General features: G+C 60.0%; 19 protein-coding genes. 6 read left to right on the forward strand and 13 right to left on the reverse strand.

Annotation, left to right across the window (positions count from 1 at the left end):
* Positions 1 to 171 precede the first annotated feature (171 nt).
* The 3 genes from ACM1ZW_RS26420 (at position 172) to ACM1ZW_RS26430 (ending at position 7,716) form a co-directional block, all read left to right on the forward strand.
* Complete coding sequence (locus ACM1ZW_RS26420) at positions 172 to 1,908, forward strand: IlvD/Edd family dehydratase (RefSeq protein ID WP_017338445.1); 1,737 nt, start codon at positions 172 to 174, stop codon at positions 1,906 to 1,908.
* A 207-nt stretch (positions 1,909 to 2,115) separates the two neighbouring features.
* Positions 2,116 to 2,835 (forward strand): FadR/GntR family transcriptional regulator, encoded by a 720-nt coding sequence (locus ACM1ZW_RS26425; RefSeq protein WP_414885202.1) that lies wholly within the window; start codon positions 2,116 to 2,118, stop codon positions 2,833 to 2,835.
* A gap of 183 nt (positions 2,836 to 3,018) precedes the next feature.
* The gene (locus ACM1ZW_RS26430; protein ID WP_416739690.1) at positions 3,019 to 7,716 is read left to right on the forward strand and encodes a dermonecrotic toxin domain-containing protein; all 4,698 of its coding nucleotides are present in this window, start codon (positions 3,019 to 3,021) and stop codon (positions 7,714 to 7,716) included.
* Positions 7,717 to 7,778: 62 nt separating this feature from the next.
* Here ACM1ZW_RS26430 and ACM1ZW_RS26435 read toward each other — a convergent pair whose 3' ends face one another.
* From ACM1ZW_RS26435 to ACM1ZW_RS26470, 8 genes are all read right to left on the reverse strand, one after another.
* On the reverse strand, positions 7,779 to 10,163 hold the full coding sequence (locus tag ACM1ZW_RS26435; RefSeq protein ID WP_017338442.1) for an efflux RND transporter permease subunit: 2,385 nt from the start codon (positions 10,161 to 10,163) through the stop codon (positions 7,779 to 7,781).
* Between the two features lie 28 nt (positions 10,164 to 10,191).
* Positions 10,192 to 11,265, reverse strand: coding sequence for a WD40/YVTN/BNR-like repeat-containing protein (locus tag ACM1ZW_RS26440; RefSeq protein WP_031318832.1), 1,074 nt, complete (start codon positions 11,263 to 11,265; stop codon positions 10,192 to 10,194).
* Between the two features lie 1,117 nt (positions 11,266 to 12,382).
* Positions 12,383 to 15,040, reverse strand: a complete 2,658-nt coding sequence (gene pepN / locus ACM1ZW_RS26445) for an aminopeptidase N (RefSeq protein ID WP_416739691.1) — start codon at positions 15,038 to 15,040, stop codon at positions 12,383 to 12,385.
* A gap of 10 nt (positions 15,041 to 15,050) precedes the next feature.
* Complete coding sequence (locus ACM1ZW_RS26450; RefSeq protein WP_416739692.1) at positions 15,051 to 15,881, reverse strand: DUF2797 domain-containing protein; 831 nt, start codon at positions 15,879 to 15,881, stop codon at positions 15,051 to 15,053.
* Positions 15,878 to 16,138, reverse strand: a complete 261-nt coding sequence (locus tag ACM1ZW_RS26455; RefSeq protein ID WP_214383742.1) for a YeaC family protein — start codon at positions 16,136 to 16,138, stop codon at positions 15,878 to 15,880. Before ACM1ZW_RS26455 ends, ACM1ZW_RS26450 begins: the two co-directional genes overlap by 4 nt.
* A 22-nt stretch (positions 16,139 to 16,160) precedes the next feature.
* A complete protein-coding gene (locus ACM1ZW_RS26460; protein ID WP_017338277.1) occupies positions 16,161 to 17,042 on the reverse strand; it encodes a rhomboid family intramembrane serine protease in 882 nt (293 codons plus the stop codon).
* Positions 17,039 to 18,013 carry a metallophosphoesterase gene (locus tag ACM1ZW_RS26465; RefSeq protein WP_193393031.1) on the reverse strand — a complete coding sequence of 325 codons (975 nt, stop codon included), beginning with the start codon at positions 18,011 to 18,013 and terminating at the stop codon, positions 17,039 to 17,041. Before ACM1ZW_RS26465 ends, ACM1ZW_RS26460 begins: the two co-directional genes overlap by 4 nt.
* Positions 18,010 to 18,900 carry an NAD(+) kinase gene (locus ACM1ZW_RS26470; RefSeq protein ID WP_007906781.1) on the reverse strand — a complete coding sequence of 297 codons (891 nt, stop codon included), beginning with the start codon at positions 18,898 to 18,900 and terminating at the stop codon, positions 18,010 to 18,012. The genes ACM1ZW_RS26465 and ACM1ZW_RS26470 overlap by 4 nt, the downstream gene beginning before the upstream one ends.
* Before the next feature lie 123 nt (positions 18,901 to 19,023).
* On the opposite strand from ACM1ZW_RS26470, the gene ACM1ZW_RS26475 reads away from it, so the two are divergent.
* Positions 19,024 to 19,974, forward strand: a complete 951-nt coding sequence (locus ACM1ZW_RS26475) for a DUF1853 family protein (protein ID WP_017338275.1) — start codon at positions 19,024 to 19,026, stop codon at positions 19,972 to 19,974.
* 59 nt (positions 19,975 to 20,033) lie between these two features.
* On the opposite strand, the gene ACM1ZW_RS26480 is transcribed toward ACM1ZW_RS26475, so the two are convergent.
* From ACM1ZW_RS26480 to ACM1ZW_RS26490, 3 genes are all read right to left on the reverse strand, one after another.
* Positions 20,034 to 21,317, reverse strand: a complete 1,284-nt coding sequence (locus ACM1ZW_RS26480; protein WP_414885208.1) for an arsenic transporter — start codon at positions 21,315 to 21,317, stop codon at positions 20,034 to 20,036.
* 28 nt (positions 21,318 to 21,345) lie between these two features.
* Positions 21,346 to 21,693, reverse strand: a complete 348-nt coding sequence (locus ACM1ZW_RS26485; RefSeq protein WP_017338273.1) for a metalloregulator ArsR/SmtB family transcription factor — start codon at positions 21,691 to 21,693, stop codon at positions 21,346 to 21,348.
* 201 nt (positions 21,694 to 21,894) lie between these two features.
* The gene (locus tag ACM1ZW_RS26490) at positions 21,895 to 22,455 is read right to left on the reverse strand and encodes an NADPH-dependent FMN reductase (RefSeq protein ID WP_017338272.1); all 561 of its coding nucleotides are present in this window, start codon (positions 22,453 to 22,455) and stop codon (positions 21,895 to 21,897) included.
* A gap of 174 nt (positions 22,456 to 22,629) precedes the next feature.
* Here ACM1ZW_RS26490 and ACM1ZW_RS26495 point away from each other — a divergent pair, with 174 nt between their 5' ends.
* Together ACM1ZW_RS26495 and ACM1ZW_RS26500 are read left to right on the forward strand one after the other, a co-directional pair.
* Entirely contained in the window at positions 22,630 to 22,890 is a 261-nt protein-coding gene (locus tag ACM1ZW_RS26495; RefSeq protein WP_017338271.1) for a hypothetical protein, read from the forward strand.
* Positions 22,891 to 22,978: 88 nt separating this feature from the next.
* Entirely contained in the window at positions 22,979 to 23,872 is an 894-nt protein-coding gene (locus tag ACM1ZW_RS26500) for a LysR family transcriptional regulator (RefSeq protein WP_416739693.1), read from the forward strand.
* Here the strand turns inward: ACM1ZW_RS26500 and ACM1ZW_RS26505 are convergent.
* Positions 23,838 to 24,452, reverse strand: coding sequence for a GNAT family N-acetyltransferase (locus ACM1ZW_RS26505; RefSeq protein WP_017338269.1), 615 nt, complete (start codon positions 24,450 to 24,452; stop codon positions 23,838 to 23,840). The two genes, ACM1ZW_RS26500 and ACM1ZW_RS26505, sit on opposite strands and share 35 nt — an antisense overlap.
* 14 nt (positions 24,453 to 24,466) lie before the next feature.
* Positions 24,467 to 26,722, reverse strand: coding sequence for an Orn/Lys/Arg decarboxylase N-terminal domain-containing protein (locus tag ACM1ZW_RS26510; protein WP_414885210.1), 2,256 nt, complete (start codon positions 26,720 to 26,722; stop codon positions 24,467 to 24,469).
* Between the last annotated feature and the right edge of the window lie 2 nt (positions 26,723 to 26,724).

Genomic DNA, 26,724 nt, shown 5'->3' on the forward strand with positions numbered 1-26,724 from the left:
GTTATAGAACCTCGGGGGACACCTCTCGCGGAAAACCGCCAGGGCCATCCCTCCGTTGAGCCCGACTATATAGTAATACTATTTAAGCAAGCAACACTTCCAAAGCGGCGAAATTGCGCTTATGTTACGCCTCAGCTCGAACAATATAGTCATACAATAAGAGAATCGATCATGTCTGATAAGAAACCCACCCTGCGCTCCGCCCAATGGTTTGGCACGGCCGACAAGAACGGCTTCATGTACCGCAGCTGGATGAAGAATCAGGGCATCGCCGACCACCAGTTCCACGGCAAGCCGATCATCGGCATCTGCAACACCTGGTCGGAACTGACCCCGTGCAACGCGCATTTCCGCCAGATTGCGGAACACGTCAAACGCGGCGTGATCGAGGCCGGTGGTTTCCCGGTGGAATTCCCGGTGTTCTCCAACGGTGAATCGAACCTGCGCCCGACCGCCATGCTCACCCGCAACCTGGCGAGCATGGACGTTGAAGAAGCCATTCGCGGCAACCCCATCGATGGCGTGGTGCTGCTGACCGGCTGCGACAAAACCACCCCGGCCTTGTTGATGGGCGCCGCCAGTTGCGACGTGCCAGCGATCGTGGTCACCGGCGGGCCGATGCTCAACGGCAAACACAAGGGCCAGGACATTGGCTCGGGCACCGTGGTCTGGCAGCTCAGCGAACAGGTCAAGGCCGGCACCATCACCATCGATGACTTCCTCGCCGCCGAGGGTGGCATGTCCCGCTCCGCGGGCACCTGCAACACCATGGGCACCGCGTCGACCATGGCCTGCATGGCTGAAGCGCTCGGCACTTCCCTGCCCCACAACGCGGCGATACCGGCGGTGGATGCGCGCCGTTATGTACTGGCGCACATGTCCGGCATGCGTGCAGTGGAGATGGTTCGCGAAGACTTGCGGCTGTCGAAAATCCTCACCAAGGAAGCCTTCGAAAACGCCATTCGTGTGAACGCGGCCATTGGCGGTTCGACCAACGCGGTGATCCATTTGAAAGCCATCGCCGGGCGCATCGGCGTCGAACTGGACCTGGACGACTGGACCCGCATCGGTCGCGGCATGCCGACCATCGTCGACCTGCAACCGTCCGGGCGTTTCCTGATGGAAGAGTTCTACTACGCCGGCGGTTTGCCTGCGGTGCTGCGTCGCCTCGGCGAAGCCAACCTGATCCCCAATCCAAATGCCTTGACCGTCAACGGCAAGACCCTCGGCGAAAACACCAAGGACGCGCCGATCTACGGCCAGGACGAAGTGATCCGCACCCTCGACAACCCGATCCGCGCCGACGGCGGTATCTGCGTATTGCGCGGTAACCTTGCGCCGCTCGGTGCCGTACTCAAACCGTCCGCCGCCAGTGCCGAATTGATGCAGCACCGCGGGCGCGCGGTGGTGTTCGAAAACTTCGACATGTACAAGGCGCGGATCAACGACCCCGAGCTGGACGTCGATGCCAACTCGATTCTGGTGATGAAGAACTGCGGACCGAAGGGTTATCCGGGCATGGCCGAAGTCGGCAACATGGGCTTGCCGGCCAAACTGTTGGCGCAAGGCGTGACCGACATGGTGCGCATTTCCGATGCGCGCATGAGCGGCACGGCGTATGGCACGGTCGTTTTGCATGTGGCACCGGAAGCGGCGGCCGGCGGGCCTTTGGCGACAGTGAAGGAAGGCGACTGGATCGAGCTGGACTGCGCCAATGGCCGGCTGCACCTGGACATTCCGGATGCGGAACTGGCGGCGCGCATGGCCGATCTGCAACCGCCGCAAAACCTGATCGTCGGCGGGTATCGCCAGCTGTACATCGACCATGTGCTGCAGGCGGATCAGGGGTGTGACTTTGACTTCCTGGTCGGTTGCCGTGGCTCCGAGGTGCCACGCCACTCGCACTAACCCCCTGAGAACTCTGCAACCGCAACAGAACCTGTGGCGAGGGAGCTTGCTCCCGTTGGGCCGCGAAGCGGCCCCAATACTCACAGCTGCGTTTTCTCGGACAGGCTCCCTCGCCACAAGGCATTCGCAGATTTCGAATCTGATGAATGCCCGCCACGCCTGCTATCATGCGCGGCACCTCCATCGCACAGGATCGCGCCGTTCCCCATGGATTACCGCAAACCCTCCGACCGCAAAAGCATGCACTCGCGCATCGTCCAGGAACTGGGCATGCAGATTGTCTCGGGACGCTTCAAGCCGGACGACAAGTTGCCCGCCGAAGCCCTGTTGTGCGAGGAATACGCGGTCAGCCGGCCGGTGCTGCGCGAAGCCACTCGCGTGTTGGTCGCCAAAGGCCTGGTGTATTCCCGTCCGCGAGTGGGCACAGTGGTCAAGCAGCGCAAGGAATGGCACATGCTCGACCCGGACGTGCTGCACTGGCTGATGCAAAGCAGCCCGCAGAATCAGTTCTTCGATTTGCTGACCAGTGTGCGCAGCATCATCGAACCGGCAGCGGCGGCCCTCGCCGCGCAGTTCGCCACCGACGCAGACATCGCCTCCATCGGTGAAGCCTACCAACGCATGGAAGCCGCGCCGACGCCTGAAGCCCTGTTGCAACCGGACCTGGACTTCCACAGCCGCATCGCCGATGCCACCCACAACGACCTGTTGGCGAACCTGTGCAACATGCTGTCGGTGGCGATCGCCGAAGCATTGAAGCACTCCAACCAGCGTCCGAATCTGCATGAGCTTGCACTGCCACGGCACAAGGCGATTCTCACGGCCATCGAGAACCGCGATGCGCTGGGTGCACGGCACGCGACGCTGGTGCAATTGGATGATGCGCGCAGTGCGCTGAATGTGGTGTTGGGCGCCGATCCGTCATAAAACGCGATCCCCTTGCAGATTTCCAGATACAGAAAAGCCGCAACCCTGGTTGCGGCTTTTCTGTTTCTGGCCTGAACGCATGCTTCATGCCGATCGAATCGATCAATGTGCGGTAACCCGCTACCGCACATCCCTCTCGATTCGGTTTTACGTTGAGCAACCACTCATGCAAAGGATTGCATCATGCCCACACCTGCATCACCGCCCGCCACCGCAAGCAACACCGACATCATCGCGCGTGCGGTCCGCACCCGATTCAACACCCGGCCGACATTACGCTCGCAAACCGCCCGCATGCTCAAGGACGGTATTCTGGGAAAATACTCGCAACTGGCATTCGATCCTGACCGAACCAGGATTGCCCAACCGATCCCGGGTGGGGCCTGGCGGCTCACACCGCTTATTGACGTGGTGCTTGAGTTTCTGGCCAGCGGTACATTCCCCGATTTCAGCGAGCAATTCGGTCGCAGCTGCTTTTTGACCAACCGTGCCCCTGCACGACTCGCCGTCAACAACACGACATCGCGGCTGCCTGACCTGCAAGTGATCGCGGAAGTCATTCGCGAGTTACCCGACATTCTCTATATCGGCGCTCAGGAATCATTGACCGACTGCTGGAACGAAAAAGACCAGACCGGCGTCAGCCGCTGGCAATGGCTGGGGGATCTGCTCGCCGGCGTGTTGAAAACCTCCGCGACGCGTCTTGCGACGAATAATGCGTCGCAGGCCGAAATCCTCATGGAGTTGGCCCGCCAACCCGACAAACGTCAACGCCTTCAGCGACCCTGGGCCAAAGGTGCTATTGAAGCCTGCACGCTTCAAGTCACGTTGAGCAGAGGCGACGTGACTATCACGCTGCAGACCCCGGATATCCTGGTGATTTGCGGCGATACCCATTTGTTGTGCAGCGTGACCGGCGATATCGAGTCCTTCCCGACCCGGCAAGCCTTTGGCACGGCATGGAGCGCGCGGCTTCAGCAGGAATTCATGGCTGACGCCATCACGTGGAAGCGTTTTGCACCGGACGGCAACCTCTTTGATACCCAGGCGGCCCTGCTGCTGAACCGGCAACTGCAAGACCTGGAGTCGCTCAAACTGCCTGCACGCCGAAGCCTGGCTGACCTTGAAAAGCAGTTTGACGCGATCACCGATGTCGCCGCACGGTTTATCACCAGCGAGAACCACCCGACAAACCTTCAGCCCTTGCAAGCGACGATTCCCGAATGGTTGCGGGGCGCGGGCGACACAGGTCGTATGGCGTGGCGCAAACACACGTTATCAATGGCCAGCACCCAACAACAGACGCAGGGACGCTCGTTGCGCGACGGCGTCGTTGACCTTCGCACGTTCGCCAGAAATGCACTGCACGCGCAAATGCTCAAGGACCAGCCCCTTGCACCCGGCTACAAGTCCGATGAGCTGGAACTGACCTTTCATGTGCCCGTCGGCGACTTGGGCAGCGGCTACCTCGAACCCGTGCAAATGTCGCTGACCGATCTGGCAATCAACAATCTCGCCGGCAAACCCAGAGGCCGGATGACCATCCGCCACACCGGGAACCAACTGATTCAAGACTGGACCACCGAGGCCTATTTACTGGATCTGGTGAGTCGGGTCGATGTCGGAAAACACTACCCCGAGTACCTCGAAGCGCAACTGCTTGGGCAGAACCCCGAAGCCAGGGAGCGCCTGCGGCTTTTCGGCCTGGAACTGAGCCTGCATTTGCCGCTGCGTGCCCTGGAACACTCGATCAAGGGTGAGCACGGCTTCAGCCTCCTGGGTTATCGATATGTGGAAGCGTTGTTCCAACCGCTGGCTGCCGAGCGGATGGTTGGGGAGCAGTCGATTGTCATCAGGCCTTTGGCATTTCAACGCAGGACCGGCGGCGCCTGCGATGTCGTCAGCAACATGTTCATCATCGAGCCGAAAGACTTGAAGGCGGACGGCCCGCATATTCTTTTCCGACCGCTTTACCCCGACTCCCTGCACCAATACCCCAGCCGTCAGGACCTGCTCAGTGCCATTGCGCAAACCGGCCCGTTGCAAACCAGTGTGCTGACCTGGCTGCCGGATCGCGCACGGCCGGTCTACGACAACAACGGATTCACCGAACCCCACATTGTCCACTTCCATAATGGCGACGAGTTTTCACCTCCGGAAAAACCGGAACCGGCGATTCTCGCAGGCGACGAAGCAGTCGGTGACTGGTTCACCGCACTGGAAGAAGGTCGATTGCTGACCAGTCTGTTCGTCAGCAACGCACGTGCACTGATTGATCTGGCGGACCGGCAATCGGTGTCGAATGCCGAGAGTCGTTGGGCGATCATCCTCGAGGGAGGCTGGCTGGTATTCAACAACGTGATTCTGCCGCTGTTGCGCGGCCCCGCCATGGTCGTGGGCTGGATGCTGCAAATCGCCCACAGCCTGATCAATGATCTCCCGGCGCTTGACAGTGATGACCCGAAGGCGCGGAACCAGGCATGGATCGATGTGCTGTTGAACATTGGTCTGCTGGTGCTGCATGTGGCCCGAGAGCAAGGCGCCCCGGCACTATCCGACAGCGCGGCGACGGATTTTCCGAGCCCCCTCGCCTCCCTGCGCCGGCCTTCACAGACATTCACATGGCCCACCGAATCGACCATCATCGAGGACACCCCGGGTCTGCCTTCCGAGCCGCCGGGCAGTGGCAATACCTTGCTCGACTTCAACCTGTCGAGCGCTCGCGATTCGGCATCGGCCCGGTTGTTCGACACGTTACGAGAGGTCCAGGTGCCATGGCCGACACCTCTGCCTGTGCCTATTACAACTGGCGCCTTCAAAGGCTTGTACCGGATCGGCAACACATGGCACGCCACCGTCGCCGGCCTGTTGTTTCGCGTCAGTATCGTGCCCGGCTTCGGCGAAGCGTATCTGATACACCCCGAGCACCCGGATCATCCGGGAATCAAGCTCAAGACCGATGGCAATGGCCACTGGACCCTGGATCAAGGGTTGAAACTGCTCGGCGGCGGGCGCAATGCGCGAATCAACGCCCAGCGTGAAATGACGCAACAACGCATCAGTCTGCTGGAACTGAATCGCCAGGAGTTCGTGGACCAACAAGCCCGGGTGCAGAAGCGTGTCGACATTGCCGAGAACCTGATGCAGCTGAAAAAAAACGACCCTGCCAGCACCGAGCTCGATCGCGCAACGTATAGGCAACGCTTCGTTGATGAGCTGGACAAACAGACCGAAAGCTACGCCACGCTGTTGGCCGAGATCAGGGAGTTGAGCGAACTGACCAAATCAGATCCCGACCCTTTGCAATTGTGCAGCCTGTCTGAAAACCTCATCAACAACGCTCGCAAACGGGTCGTCATTACTGACTGGGAGCGCGAAGCTGTAGATCGCCAGTACGCAGACCTGAGAGGGGGTGTCAGGCATTTGCATGAAGCGATCACCCGCGAGGGTGACGGGATACTGGATCGCTACTTTGAGTTCATGCGCAAAACCGCCGAAATCAACGAGACCATGATCAAGCTTCTTGAACAGGTAGACAGTCGGCTGCTGGAACTCAAGCAGATCCCTCGCCTGGGCATGGAGTACTGGAAGCGGCTGACCGGCAACAGGCCCGAAGATGAAATGACGGCACTGCGAATCAAGAGCTACCAATTGAGCGTCTTACGCCTGCTCAGTCTCAAGGCCCTGGGAAGTAATACCATGAGTGTGCTCGAACGTACCCTCAGCCCCCTGCTGCTGTTGTCTCGCTCCCATGCCGAACTGCAAACGGAGCACACCTACATCAACAGTGACCGGATCGCCGTACTGGACAACCTGGTCGATCAGTACAACAAGGCCCAGGATGGTCTTGAGACGATTGGCATTTTCAGTACCGATGAACTGCAAACACACCCGTTCAATCGGCTGCGCGAGCTCATTGATCAGCTACGCGTGGATGCCGAGCGACGTCTGGCGGAAGCGCTTCAACTGCAGCCGCAATCGGAGGAGCCGTCCACTTCTGCATCCGGGCCCAGGCCGCCGGTGAAGCGTCCTTATTCATGGGCCAGCCGCAAGCGGGTTATCAATACCGCCAAGGGCGCGTTTATCGGAGATCTTCGCCAACGAGTCGCCAACCAGGGAGGAGACATTGTCGACATCAATGACCCTTTCGAGGAAAAGCCATTGGCCTCGTTTCATGAACACGAGCCCAATGTCTGGGTGGAAGTTGTCGATGTCAGGCCCCCGACACCCAAGGCGCCACGCCCCTATCAGCAGCTCAAGGGTGACGCGCGCAAAGCCTTGGCCGATACCGATAAACACGTGCAAAAGATCGAGGGTTACGCCCAACGCGCCAGTTCTCCCAAGGAAATCGAAGAACAACTGCAGCGCGAAGCACAAAAACTGATCGGGTACGCCGATAGCCTGGAACAGCACGAAAGTCCTCCGGCCAACCAGGCTCCCGACGTTTCGCTGATCGACGGCCTCCGGGAAAAGGCGCGCAACCTCGACACCAAGGCGAGCGAGCTTCGCACTCGCATGACCCTCGCCCGGCCGCCCAGTAGCGAGGGTGTGGAGTTTCTGCTGCGCAACAATGCGATGGTTGCGCGAATCATCGGCCAACGGGTTCAGCTGAAAACCGGACGCAAGGATTTCATGCAGGAGTACGTCTTGTTGAATAAAGAAAATCAACCTTGGTGGTACGCGCACTTCCACTATGCCGACGCAGAGGATGCCAAGGCTGACTACACCCAGGCGCACCTGAAAACCAGGGAGCAACGTTTCGAAACCTACGAATCGGCCATGGCCAAGGCAAAAGATCCGAAGCAACAAATCGCTATTCATCATGGGATCATCAGCAAGGAACTGGCCAGCCGCGATTTCTTGCCGCTGCAACCGCGCTGAGTTTTTCAACTGCCCATAAAAAAGCCGCAACCCGGGTTGCGGCTTCTTGTTTTCGCCTGAGGTCAGTGAGCGAACAACGAGTTGCCCTTCTGCCCTGCCAGTTTCTCCGGCTTGATCAGGAACCGTGCCAGCGCCGGCAGCAGCCACAACGCGCCGAACATGTTCCAGAGCAGCATGAAGGTCAGCATCAAGCCCATGTCGGCCTGGAACTTGATGGCCGAGAAAATCCAGGTGCAGACGCCGATCGCCAGGCACAGGCCGGTGAACAATACGGCTTTACCGGTGGACTTCAGCGTTTGGTAGTACGCCTCCTGCAACGGCAGTCCGGCACGCAGGAAGCTTTCCAGACGGCTGTAGATGTAAATGCCGTAGTCCACGCCAATCCCCACACCCAATGCCACCACCGGCAAGGTCGCGACTTTCACCCCGATGCCCATGAAGGCCATCAGGGCGTTGCCGAGTACCGAGGTCAGGACCAGCGGCAACACGATGCACAGGGTCGCCGCCCAGGACCGGAAGGTGATCATGCACATGGTCGCGACGCAGATGTAGACGAGGATCAGGATGGTCAGCTCGGATTCCTTGATCACTTCGTTGGTAGCCGCCTCGATACCGGCGTTACCCGCCGCGAGGATGAATTCCAGGCCTTCCTTGTTGTTCTCCTTGGCGAAGTCCTGAACGGCATGGACCGCACGATCCAGCGTTGCAGCCTTGTGATCGTTGAGGAACACCAGCACCGGCGCCAGGGAGCAACTGTTGTTGTACAAACCATCAGCCCGGGCGATGGAGTTGTTCAGCACGTCCGGGTTGCGCGACAGGGTTTCCCACTTCAGGTTGCCCTCGTTCATGCCCTTGATCATCTGCTTGGACACGGTCACCAGCGAGATCGCCGACTGCACGCCCTCGGTGTTCTGCATCTTCCACATCAGCTCGTCGATCGGCGCCATGGCTTCGTAGCGCGAGCAACCTTCGGACTTGGTCTTGACCATCACCACCAACACATCGGAACTGGTGGAGTAGTTGCTGATGATGAAGTTGTTGTCCTTGTTATAGCGCGAATCCGGACGCAGCTCTGGGGCACCTTGATCGAGGTCGCCGATTTTCAGGTTCTGGCTGTACCAGAGGCCGCCACCGAAGGCCAACAGGGCCAGGACAATCGACACCGGGGCGACTTTCGGGCTGGCAAAGTTCGACAGCAGGCGCCAGAACGGGTGTTCGCGGTGCGCGTCTTTCTTGCTGCGCTCGACAGCGCGCTTGCTGATGCCGGCGTAGGAAATCGCCACCGGAAGCAGGATCAGGTTGGTAAACACAATCACCGCCACGCCAATCGATGCGCCGATGGCCAGCTCGCGAATCACTCCGATGTCGATGATCAGCAGCGTAATGAAGCCCACCGCATCCGCAAGGATCGCGATCATCCCCGGCAGGAACAATTGGCGGAAGGTGCGCCGCGCCGCAGTCAACGCGTTGTCGGCTTCACTGGACTGCAACGCGATGCCGTTGATCTTCTGTACGCCGTGGGAAATACCAATGGCGAAGATCAGGAACGGCACCAGCATCGAGTACGGATCCAGCCCGAAGCCGAAGAAGTGCATCAGACCGAGCTGCCAGACCACCGCCACCAGCGTCGTGGTCAACACCGCCACGGTGCTGCGCATGCAGTTGGTGAACCAGTACAAGAGAATCAGGGTGATGACGAAGGCGACACCGAAGAACATCACCACCATCACCAGACCATCAATCAGATCGCCGACTTTCTTGGCGAAGCCGACGATGTGGATCTGCACGTTGGGGTTCTGTTTCTCGAACTTGTCGCGGATCTTCTCTTCCAGCTCATGGGAGAACTTGCGGTAGTCCAGGGCCAGTAACTTGCCCTGGTCCTGCGGATCCGGGTAGGACTCCAGCAGCGGGATATCGACGATGCTCGACTTAAAATCGTTGGCCACCAGACGCCCGACCTGCCCGGACTTGAGCACGTTGTTGCGCAGCAGATCGAGGCTTTCCTGGGAGCCGTTGTAGCTCTGCGGAATCACCTCACCACCGGCGAAGCCCTCCTCCGTCACCTCGGTCCAGCGTACGCTCGGACTCCACAGCGACTTGAGACCCGAACGATCGACGCCGGAGATATAGAAAACCTCGTCGTTGATCTGGCGCAGGGTCTCCATGTACTCCTTGGAGAAGATGTCGCCGTCGGTGGCTTCCACCGAGATCCGCACGGTATTGCCCAGGTTCGCCAGATCGTTGCGATGCTCCATCATCTTTTGAATGAACGGATGCTCGAGCGGAATCATTTTTTCGAAACTGGTGGACGGCCGGATCAGCGTCGCCTGCCAGAACAGGAAAATGCTCACCAGCAGGCAGATCACGATCACTGCCGGGCGGTTGTTGAAAATCAGGCGCTCAAGAAACGTCGCCTTGTCTTGGTGATGGCTGCTCAAGGATGTCATAGACCCGCCTTCTTATTATTTGCCCGGCTCATTTGGACGACCCGTTTTTTCCATTCTCGGCGCTGGCGCCGGTTGGCGAGGTGACGCGAACGCCGCCCTGTCCCGCCAGGATCAGATTGCCGTTGCCCGCTGCAGTCACCGCCGCGACGGATATGCGATCCGGGCGGTTGAACACGCTGAAGGTTTCGCCGTTATCTTCGCTGCGGATCACGCTGCCACCATTGCCGACGATCACGATGGAGCCGTCATCGAGCAAGGTTGCGCCGGACAGGCCGAACTCCAGTGCACCGCGGGCGGCTTTCAGCTCGACCGGTTCCCAGGTGCTGCCGAAGTCGGTGGAGCGGAACAGGTTGCCGCGCAGACCATAGGCCAGCAGCGTGTTGGCCTGAGCGGTGCCGATCACGCCGAAGAGCGAGCCTTCGTATGGGCCTTCAAGCTTTTCCCAGGTCTGGCCCCAGTCGGCGGAGCGGAACATGCTGCCCTGCTCACCGACGATGAACAGCCCGGCATCCTTGACTGCGGCAATGCCATTGAGGTGGTACTGGTCTTCGTTATCGAGGCGATCACTGGCGTCTTCCCAGTTCTTGCCGCCGTCGGTGGTGGCCAGCAGCGCGCCGTAAGCGCCCACGGCGAAGCCGATGCTGGCGTCCTGGAACCAGACGTCGAGCAGCGGCGATTCGCGTTTCATATCTTCAAACTGCTTGGTCCATGTGACGCCGCCGTCCTCGCTGGCGAGAATCTGTGCGTCATGGCCGACGGCCCAGCCGTGCTTGTCGTCGACAAAATAAACCGAGGTCAGCAGTTGCCGGGTCGGCACCTTGGCCTGGGTCCAGGTCGCGCCCTGGTCATCGGAATACAGGATGTGCCCGCGATCGCCGACCGCTACCAGGCGCTTGCCGGCGTGCACGACATCGAGCATCAGGCTTTTGCTGGCCTTGGCGGATTCAACGGAATAGACAACGTCAGATGCTGGCGCCGCGGCGGCCAGCACAGGTGCCGACAACATGGCACAGCCCAACAGCGAGAGCGCTGTAGCCAGCAACGCGAATTTGCGCAGTGCCGGCGGGCGGCAGGTACCCACACCCATGACAGGCTCACTCATAGACCTTCCCCCATTATTATTGTTAGGTCGTTCAACCTTTCAGGGCGCCGTTAGGGGTGCTCATCGGGATTGAATGGTTAGGAGCATAGTCCTGAAACCCGCAATCCAGAGCCCCTTCGGAAGCTGGCTTATCCTATCGGTGTTTGGAAAGGTCTGACAATCGACGCCACGTTATGTTTTGTTAACCTGGATGGGATGGGTTTGTTCTGAATGGTGGGGTATCAGGTTGGGTGATTGGGTTGGTGGTTGGTGTACATATCCGTTGCTGCGGTAACGGCGGCTATTGGTTCCGCTCTTACAGCGGGTCACTTGGAGAAGCGCCAAGTAACCAAACGCTTTTGCCCCTTTCGTTCGGTGCCTCGCCAAGGCTCGGCATGCCCTCCTTCCGGTCCTGCTCCGTGGGCCCGCCGCCATCGGCCATCCATGGCCGGGGGCGGCTAACCCGGCATCCATGCCGGGTTGCCCACTGCGCAGAACCTCCACTCGGCCTAACGAGGGGGCGACCACCGCCACAGCACCGCGAGGCGGCCTACCGGCCGGCCTGTCATTTGAAGCGTACGCATTTCCCTGTGGGAGCAGGCTTGCCAGCAATGGTCGTTAACGATGACGCGTGCGGTCTGAATGAACGTGGTGTCTGGACCTCCATCGCTAGCAGGCTAGCCCACAGGGGACTCGCGGTAGCTTTTGCTTTTCACCACTCATCAGGCCGAGCGTTAGCTCGCCTGCAGCTCTTGATCTTGATCCACCCGCCCCTTCGGGAGGCTGAGTGGAGGTGTTCATCCGGGGAGTGGCGCGCAGCGCCGTTCGACGCAGTCGAACACGCTGCATGTAGGTCGTCGCGAAGCAGACCGGAGGGCAGTGTCCCCGGATGAATACCGGAGCGAAGGAACGCCGAGCCTCAGCGAGGGGCCGGACGCTCGGGGCGAGCCTTTTTTTGCTTGCTTTTTTTTGGCGTTTGAAAAAAAAGTGAGTCGCCGTAAGGGCGAAACCCTAAGCGGCCGTTACCGCAGGAATGGATATGTACACCATCAAAAAACTCGTCGCCTGATACCCCGTCATCGCAGTTCAAGCCAGCTCCCACAAGGTCCAGGGTGAACCCTGTGGGAACGAACCAGACTCAAGCCAGGCTTTTGCTGACCACTTCAAACACATCGCTGGACAGCTGACCCGAAGCGCGAATCCGCTCCAGCTCGCCTTTCATCAATGCCTGACGAGCGTCGTCGTATTTGCGCCAGCGCGTCAGCGGCGCCAGTTGGCGCGAAGCAATCTGCGGGTTGAAGCCGTTCAGTTCGATCACCAGATCCGCGAGGAAGCGATAACCCGACCCGTCCGCCGCATGAAAGTTGATCAGGTTCTGCCCCGCAAACGCACCAACCAAGGCTCGCACCTTGTTCGGGTTCTTGAGGTTGAACGCCGGATGCTGCATCAACGCCTTGACCCGCTCCAGCCCACCCGGCAAGGTGCTGCCCGCCTGAACGCTGAACCACTGGTCCATGACCAACGGGTTGTCCTTGAAGTGCTCGGCAAAACTCGCCAGCGCCCGCGCCTTGTCTTCTTCGAACGATGAGTTGACCAGCACGGCCAACGCTGTGAGGCGCTCGGTCATATTGTCGCTGGTCTCGAACTGCTCAAGCGTCGCCGCCAGGACTTCAGGCTTACCGCTCAACATCAGGTAAGACAGCGCGATATTCTGCAAGGCGCGACGAGCAAAGTGCTCGGCCTCGGCCACGTACGGGGTTTGTTTCGACAGATCACGGTTGGCCTGGTAACGCAGCCACAGCGCTTCGAACAAGCCGTCCGCCAATTGCTTGCGGGCAAACTCACGGGCGATGTGGATAGCATCGACGTCAGCCACTTCGCTGATCTCGGTCAGATACGCTTCACCCGGCAACGACAGCATTTCGGCAACCATCGCCTGATCCAGCGTTTCGTCCGACAGCACGGTGCGCAACGCACAAACCAGACGCTGATCCATGACCAGCGTCTCGCCCTTCTGTTGCTGAGCGATCAGTTCCTGCAGCACGTGAACCGAGAGTTGCTGACCGGCATCCCAGCGATTGAAGCCGTCGCTGTCATGCTGCATCAGGAACATCAGCTGATCACGGTTGTACGGGAAGCTCAGTTTCACCGGCGCCGAGAAGCCGCGCAGCAACGAAGGCAAAGGCTGTTCAGCGATGTCGAAGAACGTGAAGGTCTGCTCGGCTTCGGTCACCGATATAACCCGCGAAGTACCCTGTGCGCTGGCTTCGCCGGAAAGACGCAAGGCAATGGCCGCGCCTTTGGAGTCCAGCAGGCCCAACTCGACAGGAATCACGAACGGCAGTTTTTCAACCTTGTCCGGGGTTGGCGGGCAGCTCTGGCGGAAGGTCAGGCTGTAGGTCTTCGCGGCGGCGTCGTAGGACTCGCTCACTGCCAGACGCGGCGTGCCGGCCTGGCTGTACCAGCGTTTGAACTGGGTCAGGTCGACACCGTTGGCATCTTCCATGGCCTTGATGAAGTCGTCGCAGGTCACGGCCTGGCCGTCATGGCGCTCGAAGTACAGGTCGCTGCCTTTGCGGAACCCTTCGGCGCCGAGCAAGGTGTGGATCATGCCGACCACTTCCGAGCCCTTTTCATACACGGTCAGGGTGTAGAAGTTGGAGATCTCGATGAAGCTGTCCGGGCGAACGGCGTGAGCCATGGGACCGGCGTCTTCGGCGAACTGGTGGGTGCGCAGGTAAGCCACGTCCTGAATGCGTTTCACGGTTGCCGAGTTCATGTCGGCGGAGAAACCCGAATCACGGAACACCGTGAAGCCTTCCTTCAGCGACAACTGGAACCAGTCGCGGCAGGTCACGCGGTTGCCCGACCAGTTGTGGAAGTACTCGTGGGCCACGATCGCTTCCACGCGCTGGTGTGCGGCGTCGGTCGCCGTTTCGGCGCGAGCCAGCACGGCGCTGGAGTTGAAGATGTTGAGCCCCTTGTTCTCCATGGCGCCCATGTTGAAGTCGTTGACGGCAACGATCATGAAGATGTCCAGGTCGTACTCGCGACCGTAGACCTCTTCGTCCCAGCGCATGGACTTCTTCAGGCTGTTCATCGCGTGCTGGCACTTGTCGATGTTTTCTGGCTCGACATAGATACGCAGCGCCACGGAGCGCTCGGTCATGGTGGTGAAGGTGTCTTCGACGCACCACAAATCACCGGCCACCAGCGCAAACAGGTAGGCCGGTTTCATGAACGGGTCTTCCCACGTGGCCCAATGACGGCCGTCTTCGCCCGGACCGCTGGCAATCGGGTTGCCGTTGGACAGCAGCACCGGATAGCTGTGCTGCTCGGCGACCACCGTGGTGGTGAACTTGCTCATCACGTCCGGGCGGTCGAGGTAATAGGTGATCTTGCGAAAACCTTCGGCCTCGCACTGAGTGCAGAACATCGTGCCGGACTTGTACAGGCCTTCCAGCGCGGTGTTGGTTTCCGGGTGGATCCTGACGCTGGTGTCGACGGTGAACGTGGTGCTGGTCGGCTGCAGGGTCAGGTGATTCTCGGTCAGTTGGTAATCGGCATCACTCAACTCGCGATCGGCCAGGGTCACCGACAACAACTCGAGTTGCTGACCATCGAGTACCAGGGGCGGTAGGCCCGGACCCCGCTCAGGATTGCGGCGCATCACCAGTTGCGCATGGACCAGGCTGTGGTCCTCGAACAACTCGAAGGTCAGGTGCGTTTCGTCGATCAGGTACTCGGGCGCCTGATAGTCTTTCAAATAGATCATCTTCGGTTGTTCGGTGCGCATGCTGGAGTCCTTACTGATGCACGGCGAGCTGATAAGCCGTGTACTTACGAATATTGATCACGCCGGTGTCGAAAATCAGGTACTGGCCCTTGATCCCCAGCAGCGTGCCTTCGGCAATCGGGTTTTTGTCCAGGTTGAAACTGACGATTTTGGCCGGGTATTGCTCAACCGGGTAGCGGATTTCGAGCGGCTCTATGTCGGCAATAGTCTGGATTGCCTGTAGGCCGAATCGTTCCTGTAAACCTTGCAAACCTTCGGCGCAGCTATCAAACAGCTGATCGCGAACCTCGGCCAGATCCACCGAAATCGCCTCGCCCTTGAGTAAAGCACGCCAGTTGGTCTTGTCCGCCACCTGACTGCGAAACAGGTCTTCGACAAAGCCCGACTGCTGGCGGGTCGAAACACGCATGATCGGCAACGCCTGACGGGCGCCCTGATCGATCCAGCGGGTCGGCAGCTGGGTGGCTCGGGTAATCCCGACTTTGATCCCGGACGAGTTCGACAGATACACGATGTGATCGGTCATGCAGAACTTCTCGCCCCACTCCGGTTCACGGCAGGTGCCGGCGTCGTAGTGGCAACGCTCCGGGCTCATGATGCAGAGGTCGCACTGCGCCAGTTTGGTCATGCACGGGTAGCAGTAACCCTGGCTGAAACTGGTTTTGGTCTTGCGCCCGCAATGGGAACAGGAGATCGCCCCCAGGTATTCCAGGCGAACCGTGCTGCCGATCAACGGATTGACCGGCACCTCGACCTCGCCCAGACGAAACGCGTACTGCACGTCGGACCCGTCCAGGCGAGCCGACATTTTACTGACTGCACCGCGGCCAATCTCGATCAATGGATGGCATCCGACTTGAACAGGATATTCGGTACGGTAATCGACTTGGAGCTGCACTCCTGCGGGCCCATGTAGCCAGTGCGCTCGTCTTCCGGCAGGTTCTGGATTTCCCAGGCGATCATCGCTTGCAGCGACAGTTCACGTTGCTCGGCGGTGAGTTTGCCACCGTCCGACCATTTACCGATTTCCACCGCCAGTTTCAGGCTCTGGTAGATATCCGGGGTGATGTTTTTGATCATTTCGTTAAAAGAGGACATCAAGGTCTCCGCGCTCTTTGATTCACATACGATTCTGGACGGCCAGTTTACGGCGGTTGTACAAACCGCCCAACAAACCGGTAAGGCATCCGACGAGCAACCCGCCGACGTGGGCGGCGTTGGCAATTTCACCGAAGCCGATCATCGAGACCAGCCCGGACAGGCACAGCAGCAGCCATATCAGCATCATGACCAGTACGCCGCGCGGCAGGCGATAAGCCCGGTTCGGCGACAGAATCTGGAAGATCCAGCAATGCCCGAGCAGGCCGTACAGCACACCGGACAACCCGCCAAACAAGGTGGGGCCGCTGAAAACGAACTGGGCGTAATTGGACACGAGGGCAAACAGCAAGGTCAGGCCGATCAGGTTGATGCCGCCCTGGCGCGACTCGATGCGCCGTCCCAGCTCCCAATACCACATGCCGTTCATGGCCAGGTGCAGGAAACCGAAGTGGATCAGCATCGGCGTCACCAGACGCCACCACTGCCCCGCCGCCAGGCTGTCAGCCAGTGGCACAAAATGGATGTACTCGCCGACCACCCGGAAATCGAGGAAGGTCAGCCAGCGCAGGGTGTCGAGGTTTTCGCCCAGCAGCGTCACCGCGCCGACGATCAGGCTCAGCAACAGCACCAGTGCAGTTGCTTTGGCGTGACGCAATTGCTCGGTGAAACCGGGGCGCTTTGTGGTTTTCGTCACCGGAATGTCGAGTTGGTGATCGGGATCACCCGCCGGGAAACGCTCGTACAACGCACGAACGTCTTCACTGATACTGGCGGGCACCCACAGCACCTGCTCGCCCTGCTCTTCGCTGACCCTATGCGGCACCTGCATGCGTTGCAGCAGTATGACGAACCCGCTCAGATCCACCGCCAGCGGCAGGCGCAATACCGGAACGGCGCTCATCGCAAGGCCTCGGGGCGTTCGACATCGACCCAGACAAACTTGTGCGGATCGAGCCGGGTTTCCCCGTCCAGACGATAGGCAACCAGTTTGCCGTAGAGCACCGCGCTGTAATCCAGGCAGGCCAGGTTCGGGCGGATCGGCGCCGGTTTACCGCTGCGCCAGTAGTGGCCGACGAACAACAGGGGCTCGTCAATGCCATAGCGCAACAAGGTGTCTTTTTCGGTGGAGGACAGCGGCGTTCGGGCCACGGGTTCCGGCAAGGCGTCCGGCTGGAACACGATGTCGCCGTAGGTTTGCGGGTCGTCTTCCCAGAACTTGGTGCGGAAGAACGAGCGCGTCAGGCCATCGCCGCTGGTCATGGTCAAACCGTGAGGCAGGCGCATGTCGGTGCCGCGCAGCAGGCGGTCGAACACGGTGCAGGCAAAGCTGCCCGGCACGGCCGACGCCTGGAGGAAATGTTCATCGACGCAACCATCGGCAAACAGCGCGCGCAACGGTTCGATCAGGCCCGAATCCCAGCAGGCGTGTACCACGCGGAAGCGCCCGGCATCCAGAAACAGGGGTAATTCGTAGAACCATTGCTGGAAGTCATGCCAGTCGCCGGGGTGATCTTCAAACTGGGTCAGGGTTTCGCCCAGCAGGCGCGCATGACGCGGGGTGTGCTCACGAACGAACTGCTTGCCGCTGCCCGGAGGTGCCGGCGTGCTCCAGCCCAGTGCGTTGAATTCGTGGTTGCCCATGATGCACAACGCCTGCCCAGCCTCGACCATATCGTGGACGATGTGCAGCGCCTCGCGAATCCGCGGGCCACGGTCGATGATGTCACCAACGAACACCGCCATGCGCGACGCATGCCGCCAGACACCACCTTGTTTGTGATAACCGAGCCGGTCGAGCAAGTGCTCAAGGGTCAGAGCGCATCCGTGCACGTCACCGATCAGGTCGTAACTTCGTGCGGGATCGAGCATCAGTCGCCTCCACCCCCCAACTTGCTGCCCCAGCCGAGCTTGGTCCGGCAGACTTCGTAGTAGTTGTGGTCGAGCGGGTGAATCAGCCGCAGCTTCTGCGCTTTCTTGCTGATGGTGATGGTGTCACCCGGCGCGCAGGTGAAGTGGTTCTGCCCGTCACAGGAGACTTGCGGGTAGATCTGCATATCCTTGGACACGACGATTTTCAGCTCACTGTTGCCATCGACCACAATTGGCCTGCCTGACAAGGTATGGGGGTACATCGGCACAATCACAATAGCGTCGAGCTTGGGATGCATGATCGGGCCACCCGCCGACAGTGCGTAAGCGGTCGAACCGGTCGGCGTGGCGACGATCAGGCCGTCGGCCTTCTGGCTGCAGACGAACTGTCCATCAATGTACAGCTCGAACTCGATCATCCGCGTCGATTTGCCGGGGTGCAGCACCACATCGTTCAGTGCATCGCCCTGCCCGATGGCCTCGGCGTGACGGCGGACCTCAGCCTGCAGCAGGAAGCGGTTTTCCACCAGATAGTGGCCGTCGAGCACTTCGGCGACTTTGACTTCGAGTTCGTCCGGGCGGATATCGGTGAGGAAACCCAGGCTGCCCCGGTTGATGCCGAGCACCGGAATATTGTGCCGGGCCAGTGCGCGCGCAGCGCCGAGCAGGCTACCGTCACCACCGACAACAATCACCATGTCACAGACTTCACCGAGCATCTTGCGCGACGAGGTTTGCAGGCCATGACCCGGCAGCACTTCGGCGATAGTGTCTTCGAGGATCACGTGCAGGTGACGATCGAGCAGAAACCGTTTCAGTCGGCGGACGGTATCCAGCACCTGCGAACTGCCCAGGCGACCGATGATGCCGATATTACGAAATTGCTCCATGGGGCTCCTATTGGGACGCGGGGGCCTGCGACGGCGAAAAACACGATTATGGGCGAAAGCGCGGGATAGACAAAATCCTTTCAGCCACAAGGGTGTACTCATGTTTAGGGCTATGCTCGCAAGATGATCCTATTTCCCGATTTGCTGCAGTTACCCCACCAGTTGCGCCACCCGGAAGTGCGTGACCTGGCGTGGGTCATCCTTGCGCCGCCGATGCTGGAGGTTACGCCGTGGCCGCAACGCCATCCGCTGGCCGGCAGTGACTGGGTGCAGGCGCCGGAACGGCTGGAGCATTGGCTGCGGCAACTGGATCGCGACAGTTATGACTTGCTGCACTGGCTGGCCCAGGCCCGGACCCGGCGCCTGGGTCTGTACTATGAACGGCTGTGGCAATACGCCGTGCGGCATGCGCCGGGCATCGATCTGATTGCCGCCAATATGCCGATCCGCCGCGAGGGGCATACGCTGGGCGAGCTGGACATGCTGCTGCGTGATCGCGACGGCGTGCATCACCTGGAACTGGCAATCAAGCTTTACCTGGGCCCGCAAGACGGCGATGGGCACGACACGGCACATTGGCTGGGCCCGGGTTGCCACGATCGGCTGGACCGTAAACTGGCTCACCTGAGTCAGCATCAGTTGCCCATTTCCGCCCGGCCGGAGAGCCGTGAAGTGCTGGCGGCGCTGGACATTCAGCAGTTCAGTGCGCATTTGTGGCTGGGCGGGTATTTGTTGTATCCGTGGCCGGGGCAGTCCCAACCACCGGACGGCGCACATCCGCAACATTTACGCGGAAGCTGGCTGCATCAAAAGGACTGGAAGGATTTTGTCGCACAGCGTCCGCTCGGGCGCTGGCAACCCCTGCCCCGCCATGCCTGGCTGGCGCCGGCGCATTATCCGGTGGAGCAGACCTGGAACACGGAACAACTGGAGGCGTGGCTCAGCGAGCTGGAGCCGCTGGCGCCGGCGCAGTTGCTGGTGCGTTTGATCGAGAATGCCGAGGGCGATTGGGAAGAGGCAGAGCGGTTGTTTCTGGTGGCGGATCTTTGGCCGAATGTGCCGGGCAATGGTTGAGATTCATGGTGAATGGACGGGCCTCATCGCGGGCAAGCCCGCGACAGGGCCAACCCGGTTTAAACGGACAACCGCACGGCCAGCGCCGCCAACGTCAGCAGCAACACCGGCACCGTCAACACAATCCCGACCCTGAAGTAATACCCCCATCCGATCCGGATACTCTTGCGCTCCAGCACATGCAGCCACAACAACGTCGCCAGGCTGCCGATCGGCGTAATCTTCGGCCCAAGGTCACTGCCGATGACGTTGGCGTAGATCATCGCTTCCTTCACCACGCCTGTTGCCTGGCTGGCATCAATCGACAGCAAACCAATCAGCACCGTCGGCAGATTGTTCATCATCGACGACAGGAGCGCGGTCAGCACACCGGTGCCCATCGCTGCGCCCCAAACGCCATAACCGGCAAAACCGTTCAGCCAGCCCGCCAGATACCCGGTGAGTCCGGCGTTGCGCAGCCCGTAGACCACCAGATACATGCCCAGCGAGAAAATCACGATCTGCCACGGTGCTTCTTTCATCACCTTGCGCGTGGAAATCTTGTGGCCCCGGGCCGCAATGGCCAGCAGCAACGCCGCGCACACCGCCGAAATGGCACTGATGGGAATGCCCAGCGGTTCCAGCGCAAAACAGCCAAGCAACAGGATCACCAAGACCACCCAACCCGCTAAAAAAGTCGCTTTGTCGTGGATGGCGCTGGCCGGATGCGCCAGTTGCTGCGGATCGTAATCCTTGGGAATGTCGCGTCGAAAGAACCACATCAGCACCGCCAGCGTCGCCGCGACGCTGACCAGATTGACCGGGATCATCACCGCCGCATAGCGATTGAAACTGATGTGAAAAAAGTCGGCGGAAACGATGTTCACCAGGTTCGACACCACCAATGGCAGGCTTGCGGTGTCGGCGATGAACCCGGCGCCCATCACGAACGCCAGCGTCGTTGCGGGTGAAAAACGCAACGCCAGTAACATGGAAATCACGATGGGCGTGAGGATCAGCGCCGCACCGTCATTGGCAAACAGCGCTGACACCAGCGCGCCGAGCAGCACCATGTAGGCAAACAGCTTGCGCCCACTGCCATGACCCCAGCGCGCGACATGCAACGCCGCCCAGGCAAAGAACCCTGCCTCGTCCAGCAACAGGCTGATGATGATCAGCGCGACAAAGGTGCCGGTGGCGTTCCAGATGATCTGCCACACCAGCGGGATATCGCTCAGGTGCACCACCCCGAAAATCAGCGCCAGCACCGCACCGAGTACCGCACTCCAGCCGACGCCGAGGCCTTTGGGTTGCCAGATCACCAGGGTAATGGTCAGCAGGAAAATCAACGACGCTATAAGCATGTAAAGCAGCCTTCAAAAGAAATCGGGGTTAGCAGCAGCGCACCGGGCGATCAGCCATGGCCTGCAAACGGGCGACATCAGCAGCGAGCCATTCGCCGTGATCCGCCAATGCGCCTTGCAACAGTGTGATTACCCACGGCGATAGTTGCGGGTGCAGGCGATAAAACACCCATTGCCCCTGACGACGATCCGACAGCAGCCCGTTGCTGCGCAATTGCGCCAGATGACGCGAGATCTTCGGTTGGCTGAGGTCCAGCCCGGCAGTCAACTCACACACGCACAACTCGCCTTCGCAGGCAATCAGCATGGCGATACGACTGCGCGTGTCATCGGCCAGGGCCTTGAAAACATCGACGGGACCACGGGAATAGGACATGTGGGAACACGCCTCCAGACAAACGAGGCGTGAATATATGGAATTTCGAATATTCGGTAAAGCGACGTTTCCGGCTACCGCATGTGGCGAGGGCTAGCTGTGATCTCTCGCCACTGGCAGCAGGCGTTGCCAACAACCCTGTAGGAGCGAGCGGTACGGCGACCCGACTTGTCTCGCTCCTACAGGGTTGCCGGGCATTTGTCAGACCTTCTTGTGCTGTTCGACCCACTTCCCATAGGCATCGATGAATTTTTGCAAGAACGGCTTGAGCGACTCGGACAACTTACCCGTCTCGTCGAACGCTGTGCCGGCACCGCCGATGTACGCTTCCGGTTGCTGCATGCACGGCACATCGAGAAACACCATGGACTGGCGCAGGTGATGGTTGGCGCCAAACCCACCGACCGCCCCCGGTGAAACGCTGATCACCGCCCCAGGCTTGCCACCCCAGGCGCTCTTGCCATAGGGCCGCGAACCGACGTCGATCGCATTCTTCAAGGGCGCCGGCACCGAACGGTTGTATTCCGGCGTGACGAACAGCAACGCGTCGGATGAACTCACTTGTTGCCGGAAAGTGCTGTAGGCTGCCGGCGGTGAAGCACCATCGATGTCTTCGTTGTACAGCGGCAGGTCGCCAATTTCGACGATGTTCAGTTTGAGATTTGCAGGAGCCAGATCGGCCAGGGCCAACGCGACCTTGCGATTGATCGATTCCTTTCTCAAGCTGCCGACCAGAACGGCGATCGTATAGACGTTGCTCATGGAAGATTCTCGACTGTCCGATGGAAGAGCTTGTAGTTATAGATGACGATTCACTCAGCGGACGACTGAAAATGCCGTCCCTGACTATTTTTTTCCTGTAGGAAAACTTACCTCGCCCAACCACGGTCTACAGAACCGCAAATTGAGTGATTTATCTCCAGAGGTTCTAAGCAGATGGCAGCAGTACTTGTCGGTCAGTTCCATGCAAGAGACGCAGAAGGCCGTGTCTATTCCGTGCATGAGTTCCAGGAATCCACCCCGTCGGCAGACGGTCTCGCCGGCTCCGTGCCTGTGACCACTTATAAGCTGGCCATTGGCGATCGCGTAAGAAAACTCGATGACAACCAGTTTTTGCTGGTGCAATCGGATGTCACCATCGTGCGTGAACCCGACACCTATGTCGACAAACTGCCGGAAACCAACGTAGCCTCATAACCTCGCGTTATGAGCAGAAGTCTTGTGCGCGGACTTGGGTTAGGATTCAGCCACTGACTCCCTCACCTGCTGAACATGGACTTCACGCATGCGTTTACGTCATATCGAAGTGATACAGGCGATTCTGCAGACCGGTCACCTGGGCACCGCCGCCGAATGGTTGCAGTTGCCAGTGGCCGAGGTCGAAAGCATTCTGCGTGACGCTGAGAGTCAGCTGGGTTTCATGTTGTTTTCCAGCGTGCGTGGACGCTTGCAAGCCACGCGCGAGGCGCGGGAGTTACAGGTCGAAATCGCCCACGTCTACGAGGCGCTCGAACCGGTCCAGCGTCTGGCCAGCAGCCTCAAGCAGTATCAGGCCCCACCCCTTCGCATCATTTGCACGCCGCCTCTGGCTCAACAGTTGCTGCCCCAGAGCATCGCGGCCCTGCGCCGGCGTCTGCCCGACGTGCCTTGCAGCCTGTTGAGCCAACCCACCCGCGACATCGTCCGAAGCCTGCTGCTGCGCGAAAGCGATCTGGGCCTGAGCCTGCACGACCCCGATCACGCGGATATTCATTGTCAGGTCATTGCCCAGGGCAAACTGCAGCTGTTGGCCCCCCACGGCTGGCTGCAACCGAAGCAGAAGTACATTTCGCTGCAGGATCTGGCGGGCCAGTCGATGGTCGGCCTGGAAGGTCATGATCCGCTGAGCCCGGCGCTCGACAACAAACTGCACGGGCTACGCCCTGCCCCCGTCGTCCACACCCGGGTTCAGACACACCAGATGATGCGCAGCATGGTCGAGGCCGGTGAGGGTCTGGCGATTGTCGATCCGTTCACCGCACTCGGGGCGAAATCCGCGGGCCTGGACGCCTGCCCGCTGGCGCCCGCCGTACCGATCAGCGTCTACGCCCTGACCTTGAAGAACGGCGAGCCTTCACCGGCCGCTCAGGCCTTGCTGGATATCGTCACGGAACAAGCCGTGGCGATGTTGGCGAGCTGATCGGGTTTTCCAGCGGATTATCGAACAATCGATACCAGAACAACGCGATCTCGGCGGTGTTGGGGTCGATGCCGCGATAGCGCAGATGATCGATACCGCCAATCACATACCCGCATCGCTCATAGAGCCGGCAAGCCCCCAGGTTGTTGTTCTGGGTTTCGAGCATGATGCCCGGCAGTTTTTTCTTGCGACTCCAGAACTGCGCCACATCCAGCAACGCCTTGGCCACGCCATGGCGCCGCGCCGGCGCATGCACCGCCAGCTCGTCGATGTGGGCAAAGCCGTTCCAGTTGGTGCTGACCACCAGGTGGCCCACGGGCTCATCATCGAGATACGCCATGAAAATCGCACTGTCGGCGGCATCGCGGAAACTGCTGAATTCCTCGGGATCTATGCCATAGCACTTGCGGTAAGGGGTGATCGGTGTCACCGGCCACTGCTCCACCGGCTTGCCGATTTCGGCTGCGCCATAGGCCGCGACTTCAAAGCTGAAATCACTGCCCCAGATATAAGCGGCGAAACCATCGTCGGCAACGCGCACTGACAGCCCTGGGTATTTCGGATTCATGACCGGTTGCATACTGGGAAAGGTCCTCACTCCTTGATGCAATCGACGGTGTAATGCCGCCCATTGCCCTCGTCTTCGTGTTGCAAGCCGTGCACATCGGCGACAAACCCCGGGAAACTACTGTCGAACGTGCGGGCAAACGCCAGGTAATCGATGATCGAGCGGGTTGATTCGGTGAAACGTTCACCGGGCATGATCAACGGGATCCCCGGCGGGTACGGCACCAGCATGACGGCGGCGATGCGGCCGTCCAGCGCATCGATCGACACGGCCTCCACCTCGCCTCGCACCAGTTGATCATAGGCGTCGGCCGGTTTCAGGGCGATTTCCGGTAGCACCGTGTACATGCGCTTGAGATGTTTGGCGGTGGCATTGCTGCGGTAGCAGGCGTGCAATTGATCGCATAGATCGCGCAATCCCATGCCCTTATAGCGCGCACCGTCCTGCTGCGCCACGCACGGCAGGCAGGTCGAAAGGCTGACGTTGCCGTCATAGCTGCGCTTGAACTCCAGCAACTCGGTCAACAGCGTGCTCCATTTGCCCTTGGTGATACCCATGGAAAACAGCACCAGGAACGAATACAAACCGGTCTTCTCGACGACCAGCCCGCGCTCCCAGAGAAACTTGCTGACCACCGCCGCCGGAATCCCCCGCTCGCTTAACGCGCCGCCCGCCGTCAGGCCCGGCATCACCAGCGTGACTTTGATCGGATCGAGCAGCACATAGTCGTCGGTCACGCCGCCAAATCCGTGCCAGTCGGCATCTGGTTGCAACAGCCAGTCTTCAGTGACCACACGTTCGATGCCTTCCACGGATGGCGGCTGCCAAATGGAAAACCACCAGTCATCGGCAGCAATGTGTTGCCGCAGGTTCGCCAGTGCCCGGCGAAAACTCAAGGCTTCGTCGAACATTTCCTGTAACAGGGAACGACCGGCCGGGCCTTCCATCATGGCCGATGCCACGTCCAGCGAAGCAATGATGCTGTACTGCGGCGACGTGGAGATGTGCATCATGAACGCTTCGTTGAAGCGGTCGCGGTCCAGTTGCCGGGCGCCGCCATCCTGAACATGAATCATCGAGGCCTGACTGAACGCCGCCAACAGTTTGTGCGTGGAATGGGTGGTGAACACCAGCGGGCTGTCTTCGCTGCGGGAAGTGCCCATGCCGTAACGCCCGGCGAAGAACTCGTGAAACGCCGCATAGGCATACCAGGCCTCATCAAAATGCAGCACTTCGACGCTGTTGCCCAGGCTTTGCTTGATCAGTTCGGCGTTGTAACACAGGCCGTCGTAGGTGGAGTTGGTCACCACCGCCAGTTTGACCTTGGGTGCGCGGCCCTTGGTCAGCGGGCTGGCGTCGATCTTGGCCTGGATCGACTCGCGGCTGAATTCGCTCAGCGGAATCGGGCCGATGATCCCCAGCTCGTTGCGCTCCGGGCACAGGTACAGCGGAATCGCGCCGGTCATGATGATCGAGTGCAGCACCGACTTGTGGCAATTGCGGTCCACCAGCACCAGGTCATCGCGGGCAACCATGGAATGCCAGACGATCTTGTTGGCGGTCGAGGTGCCATTGATCACGAAAAAAGTGTGATCGGCGCCGAAGTTGCGCGCCGCTCGCGCTTCCGCCTCGGCGAGCGGGCCGGTGTGATCGAGCAGCGAACCCAGTTCGGGCACCGACACCGACAAATCAGAACGCAGGGTGTTTTCCCCGAAAAACTGGTGGAACGCCTGCCCCACCGGGCTCTTGTGATACGCCACGCCACCACCATGGCCGGGCGTATGCCAGGAATAATTGGAGTCGGCGGTATGTTGCACCAACGCCTTGAAGAATGGTGGCAACAGGCCGTCCAGGTATTTACGTGCGGCTCGCGCGACCTGCCGCGCCAGAAACGGCACGGTGTCTTCGAACAGATAAAGAATGCCGCGCAATTGATTGAGCTCGTCCATCGCATCGGCCGGGGCGTTTTCCAGCGTCACTTGCTCGCCCAGCGCGAAGATCGGCAAGTCCGGCGCACGCACCCGCGCCAGGCTGATCAGTTCGGCCATGTTCTGTAGCAGATGAGAGTTGGCGCTGGGATCTTCAGCGGCAATCAACATGCACGAGAGACCGTGATGGGTCGACGCGACCAGCCGCCCCTCGGCGTAATCCACCGCCGAGACAATGCTGAAGCCTTCCTGCTCCAGCTCCCGGGCGATGCCACGCACGCGATCACCGGCGACGGTGTCGGCCTTGATGTCGCGATGGACGATCAGGACCGGGAATTTCAGATCTTTGTACATGG

The organism is Pseudomonas sp. NFX71 (assembly GCF_048079215.1).
Taxonomy (GTDB): domain Bacteria; phylum Pseudomonadota; class Gammaproteobacteria; order Pseudomonadales; family Pseudomonadaceae; genus Aquipseudomonas; species Aquipseudomonas fluorescens_B.

Bases quoted from the DNA above. Each gene is read 5' to 3' on its own strand.
- ACM1ZW_RS26420 (WP_017338445.1), top strand. From the start codon at position 172: ATGTCTGATAAGAAACCCACCCTGCGCTCCGCCCAATGGTTTGGCACG.
- ACM1ZW_RS26425 (WP_414885202.1), top strand. From the start codon at position 2,116: ATGGATTACCGCAAACCCTCCGACCGCAAAAGCATGCACTCGCGCATC.
- ACM1ZW_RS26430 (WP_416739690.1), top strand. From the start codon at position 3,019: ATGCCCACACCTGCATCACCGCCCGCCACCGCAAGCAACACCGACATC.
- ACM1ZW_RS26435 (WP_017338442.1), bottom strand. From the start codon at position 10,163: ATGACATCCTTGAGCAGCCATCACCAAGACAAGGCGACGTTTCTTGAG.
- ACM1ZW_RS26440 (WP_031318832.1), bottom strand. From the start codon at position 11,265: ATGAGTGAGCCTGTCATGGGTGTGGGTACCTGCCGCCCGCCGGCACTG.
- pepN (WP_416739691.1), bottom strand. From the start codon at position 15,040: ATGCGCACCGAACAACCGAAGATGATCTATTTGAAAGACTATCAGGCG.
- ACM1ZW_RS26455 (WP_214383742.1), bottom strand. From the start codon at position 16,138: ATGTCCTCTTTTAACGAAATGATCAAAAACATCACCCCGGATATCTAC.
- ACM1ZW_RS26460 (WP_017338277.1), bottom strand. From the start codon at position 17,042: ATGAGCGCCGTTCCGGTATTGCGCCTGCCGCTGGCGGTGGATCTGAGC.
- ACM1ZW_RS26470 (WP_007906781.1), bottom strand. From the start codon at position 18,900: ATGGAGCAATTTCGTAATATCGGCATCATCGGTCGCCTGGGCAGTTCG.
- ACM1ZW_RS26475 (WP_017338275.1), top strand. From the start codon at position 19,024: ATGATCCTATTTCCCGATTTGCTGCAGTTACCCCACCAGTTGCGCCAC.
- ACM1ZW_RS26480 (WP_414885208.1), bottom strand. From the start codon at position 21,317: ATGCTTATAGCGTCGTTGATTTTCCTGCTGACCATTACCCTGGTGATC.
- ACM1ZW_RS26485 (WP_017338273.1), bottom strand. From the start codon at position 21,693: ATGTCCTATTCCCGTGGTCCCGTCGATGTTTTCAAGGCCCTGGCCGAT.
- ACM1ZW_RS26490 (WP_017338272.1), bottom strand. From the start codon at position 22,455: ATGAGCAACGTCTATACGATCGCCGTTCTGGTCGGCAGCTTGAGAAAG.
- ACM1ZW_RS26495 (WP_017338271.1), top strand. From the start codon at position 22,630: ATGGCAGCAGTACTTGTCGGTCAGTTCCATGCAAGAGACGCAGAAGGC.
- ACM1ZW_RS26500 (WP_416739693.1), top strand. From the start codon at position 22,979: ATGCGTTTACGTCATATCGAAGTGATACAGGCGATTCTGCAGACCGGT.
- ACM1ZW_RS26505 (WP_017338269.1), bottom strand. From the start codon at position 24,452: ATGCAACCGGTCATGAATCCGAAATACCCAGGGCTGTCAGTGCGCGTT.
- ACM1ZW_RS26510 (WP_414885210.1), bottom strand. From the start codon at position 26,722: ATGTACAAAGATCTGAAATTCCCGGTCCTGATCGTCCATCGCGACATC.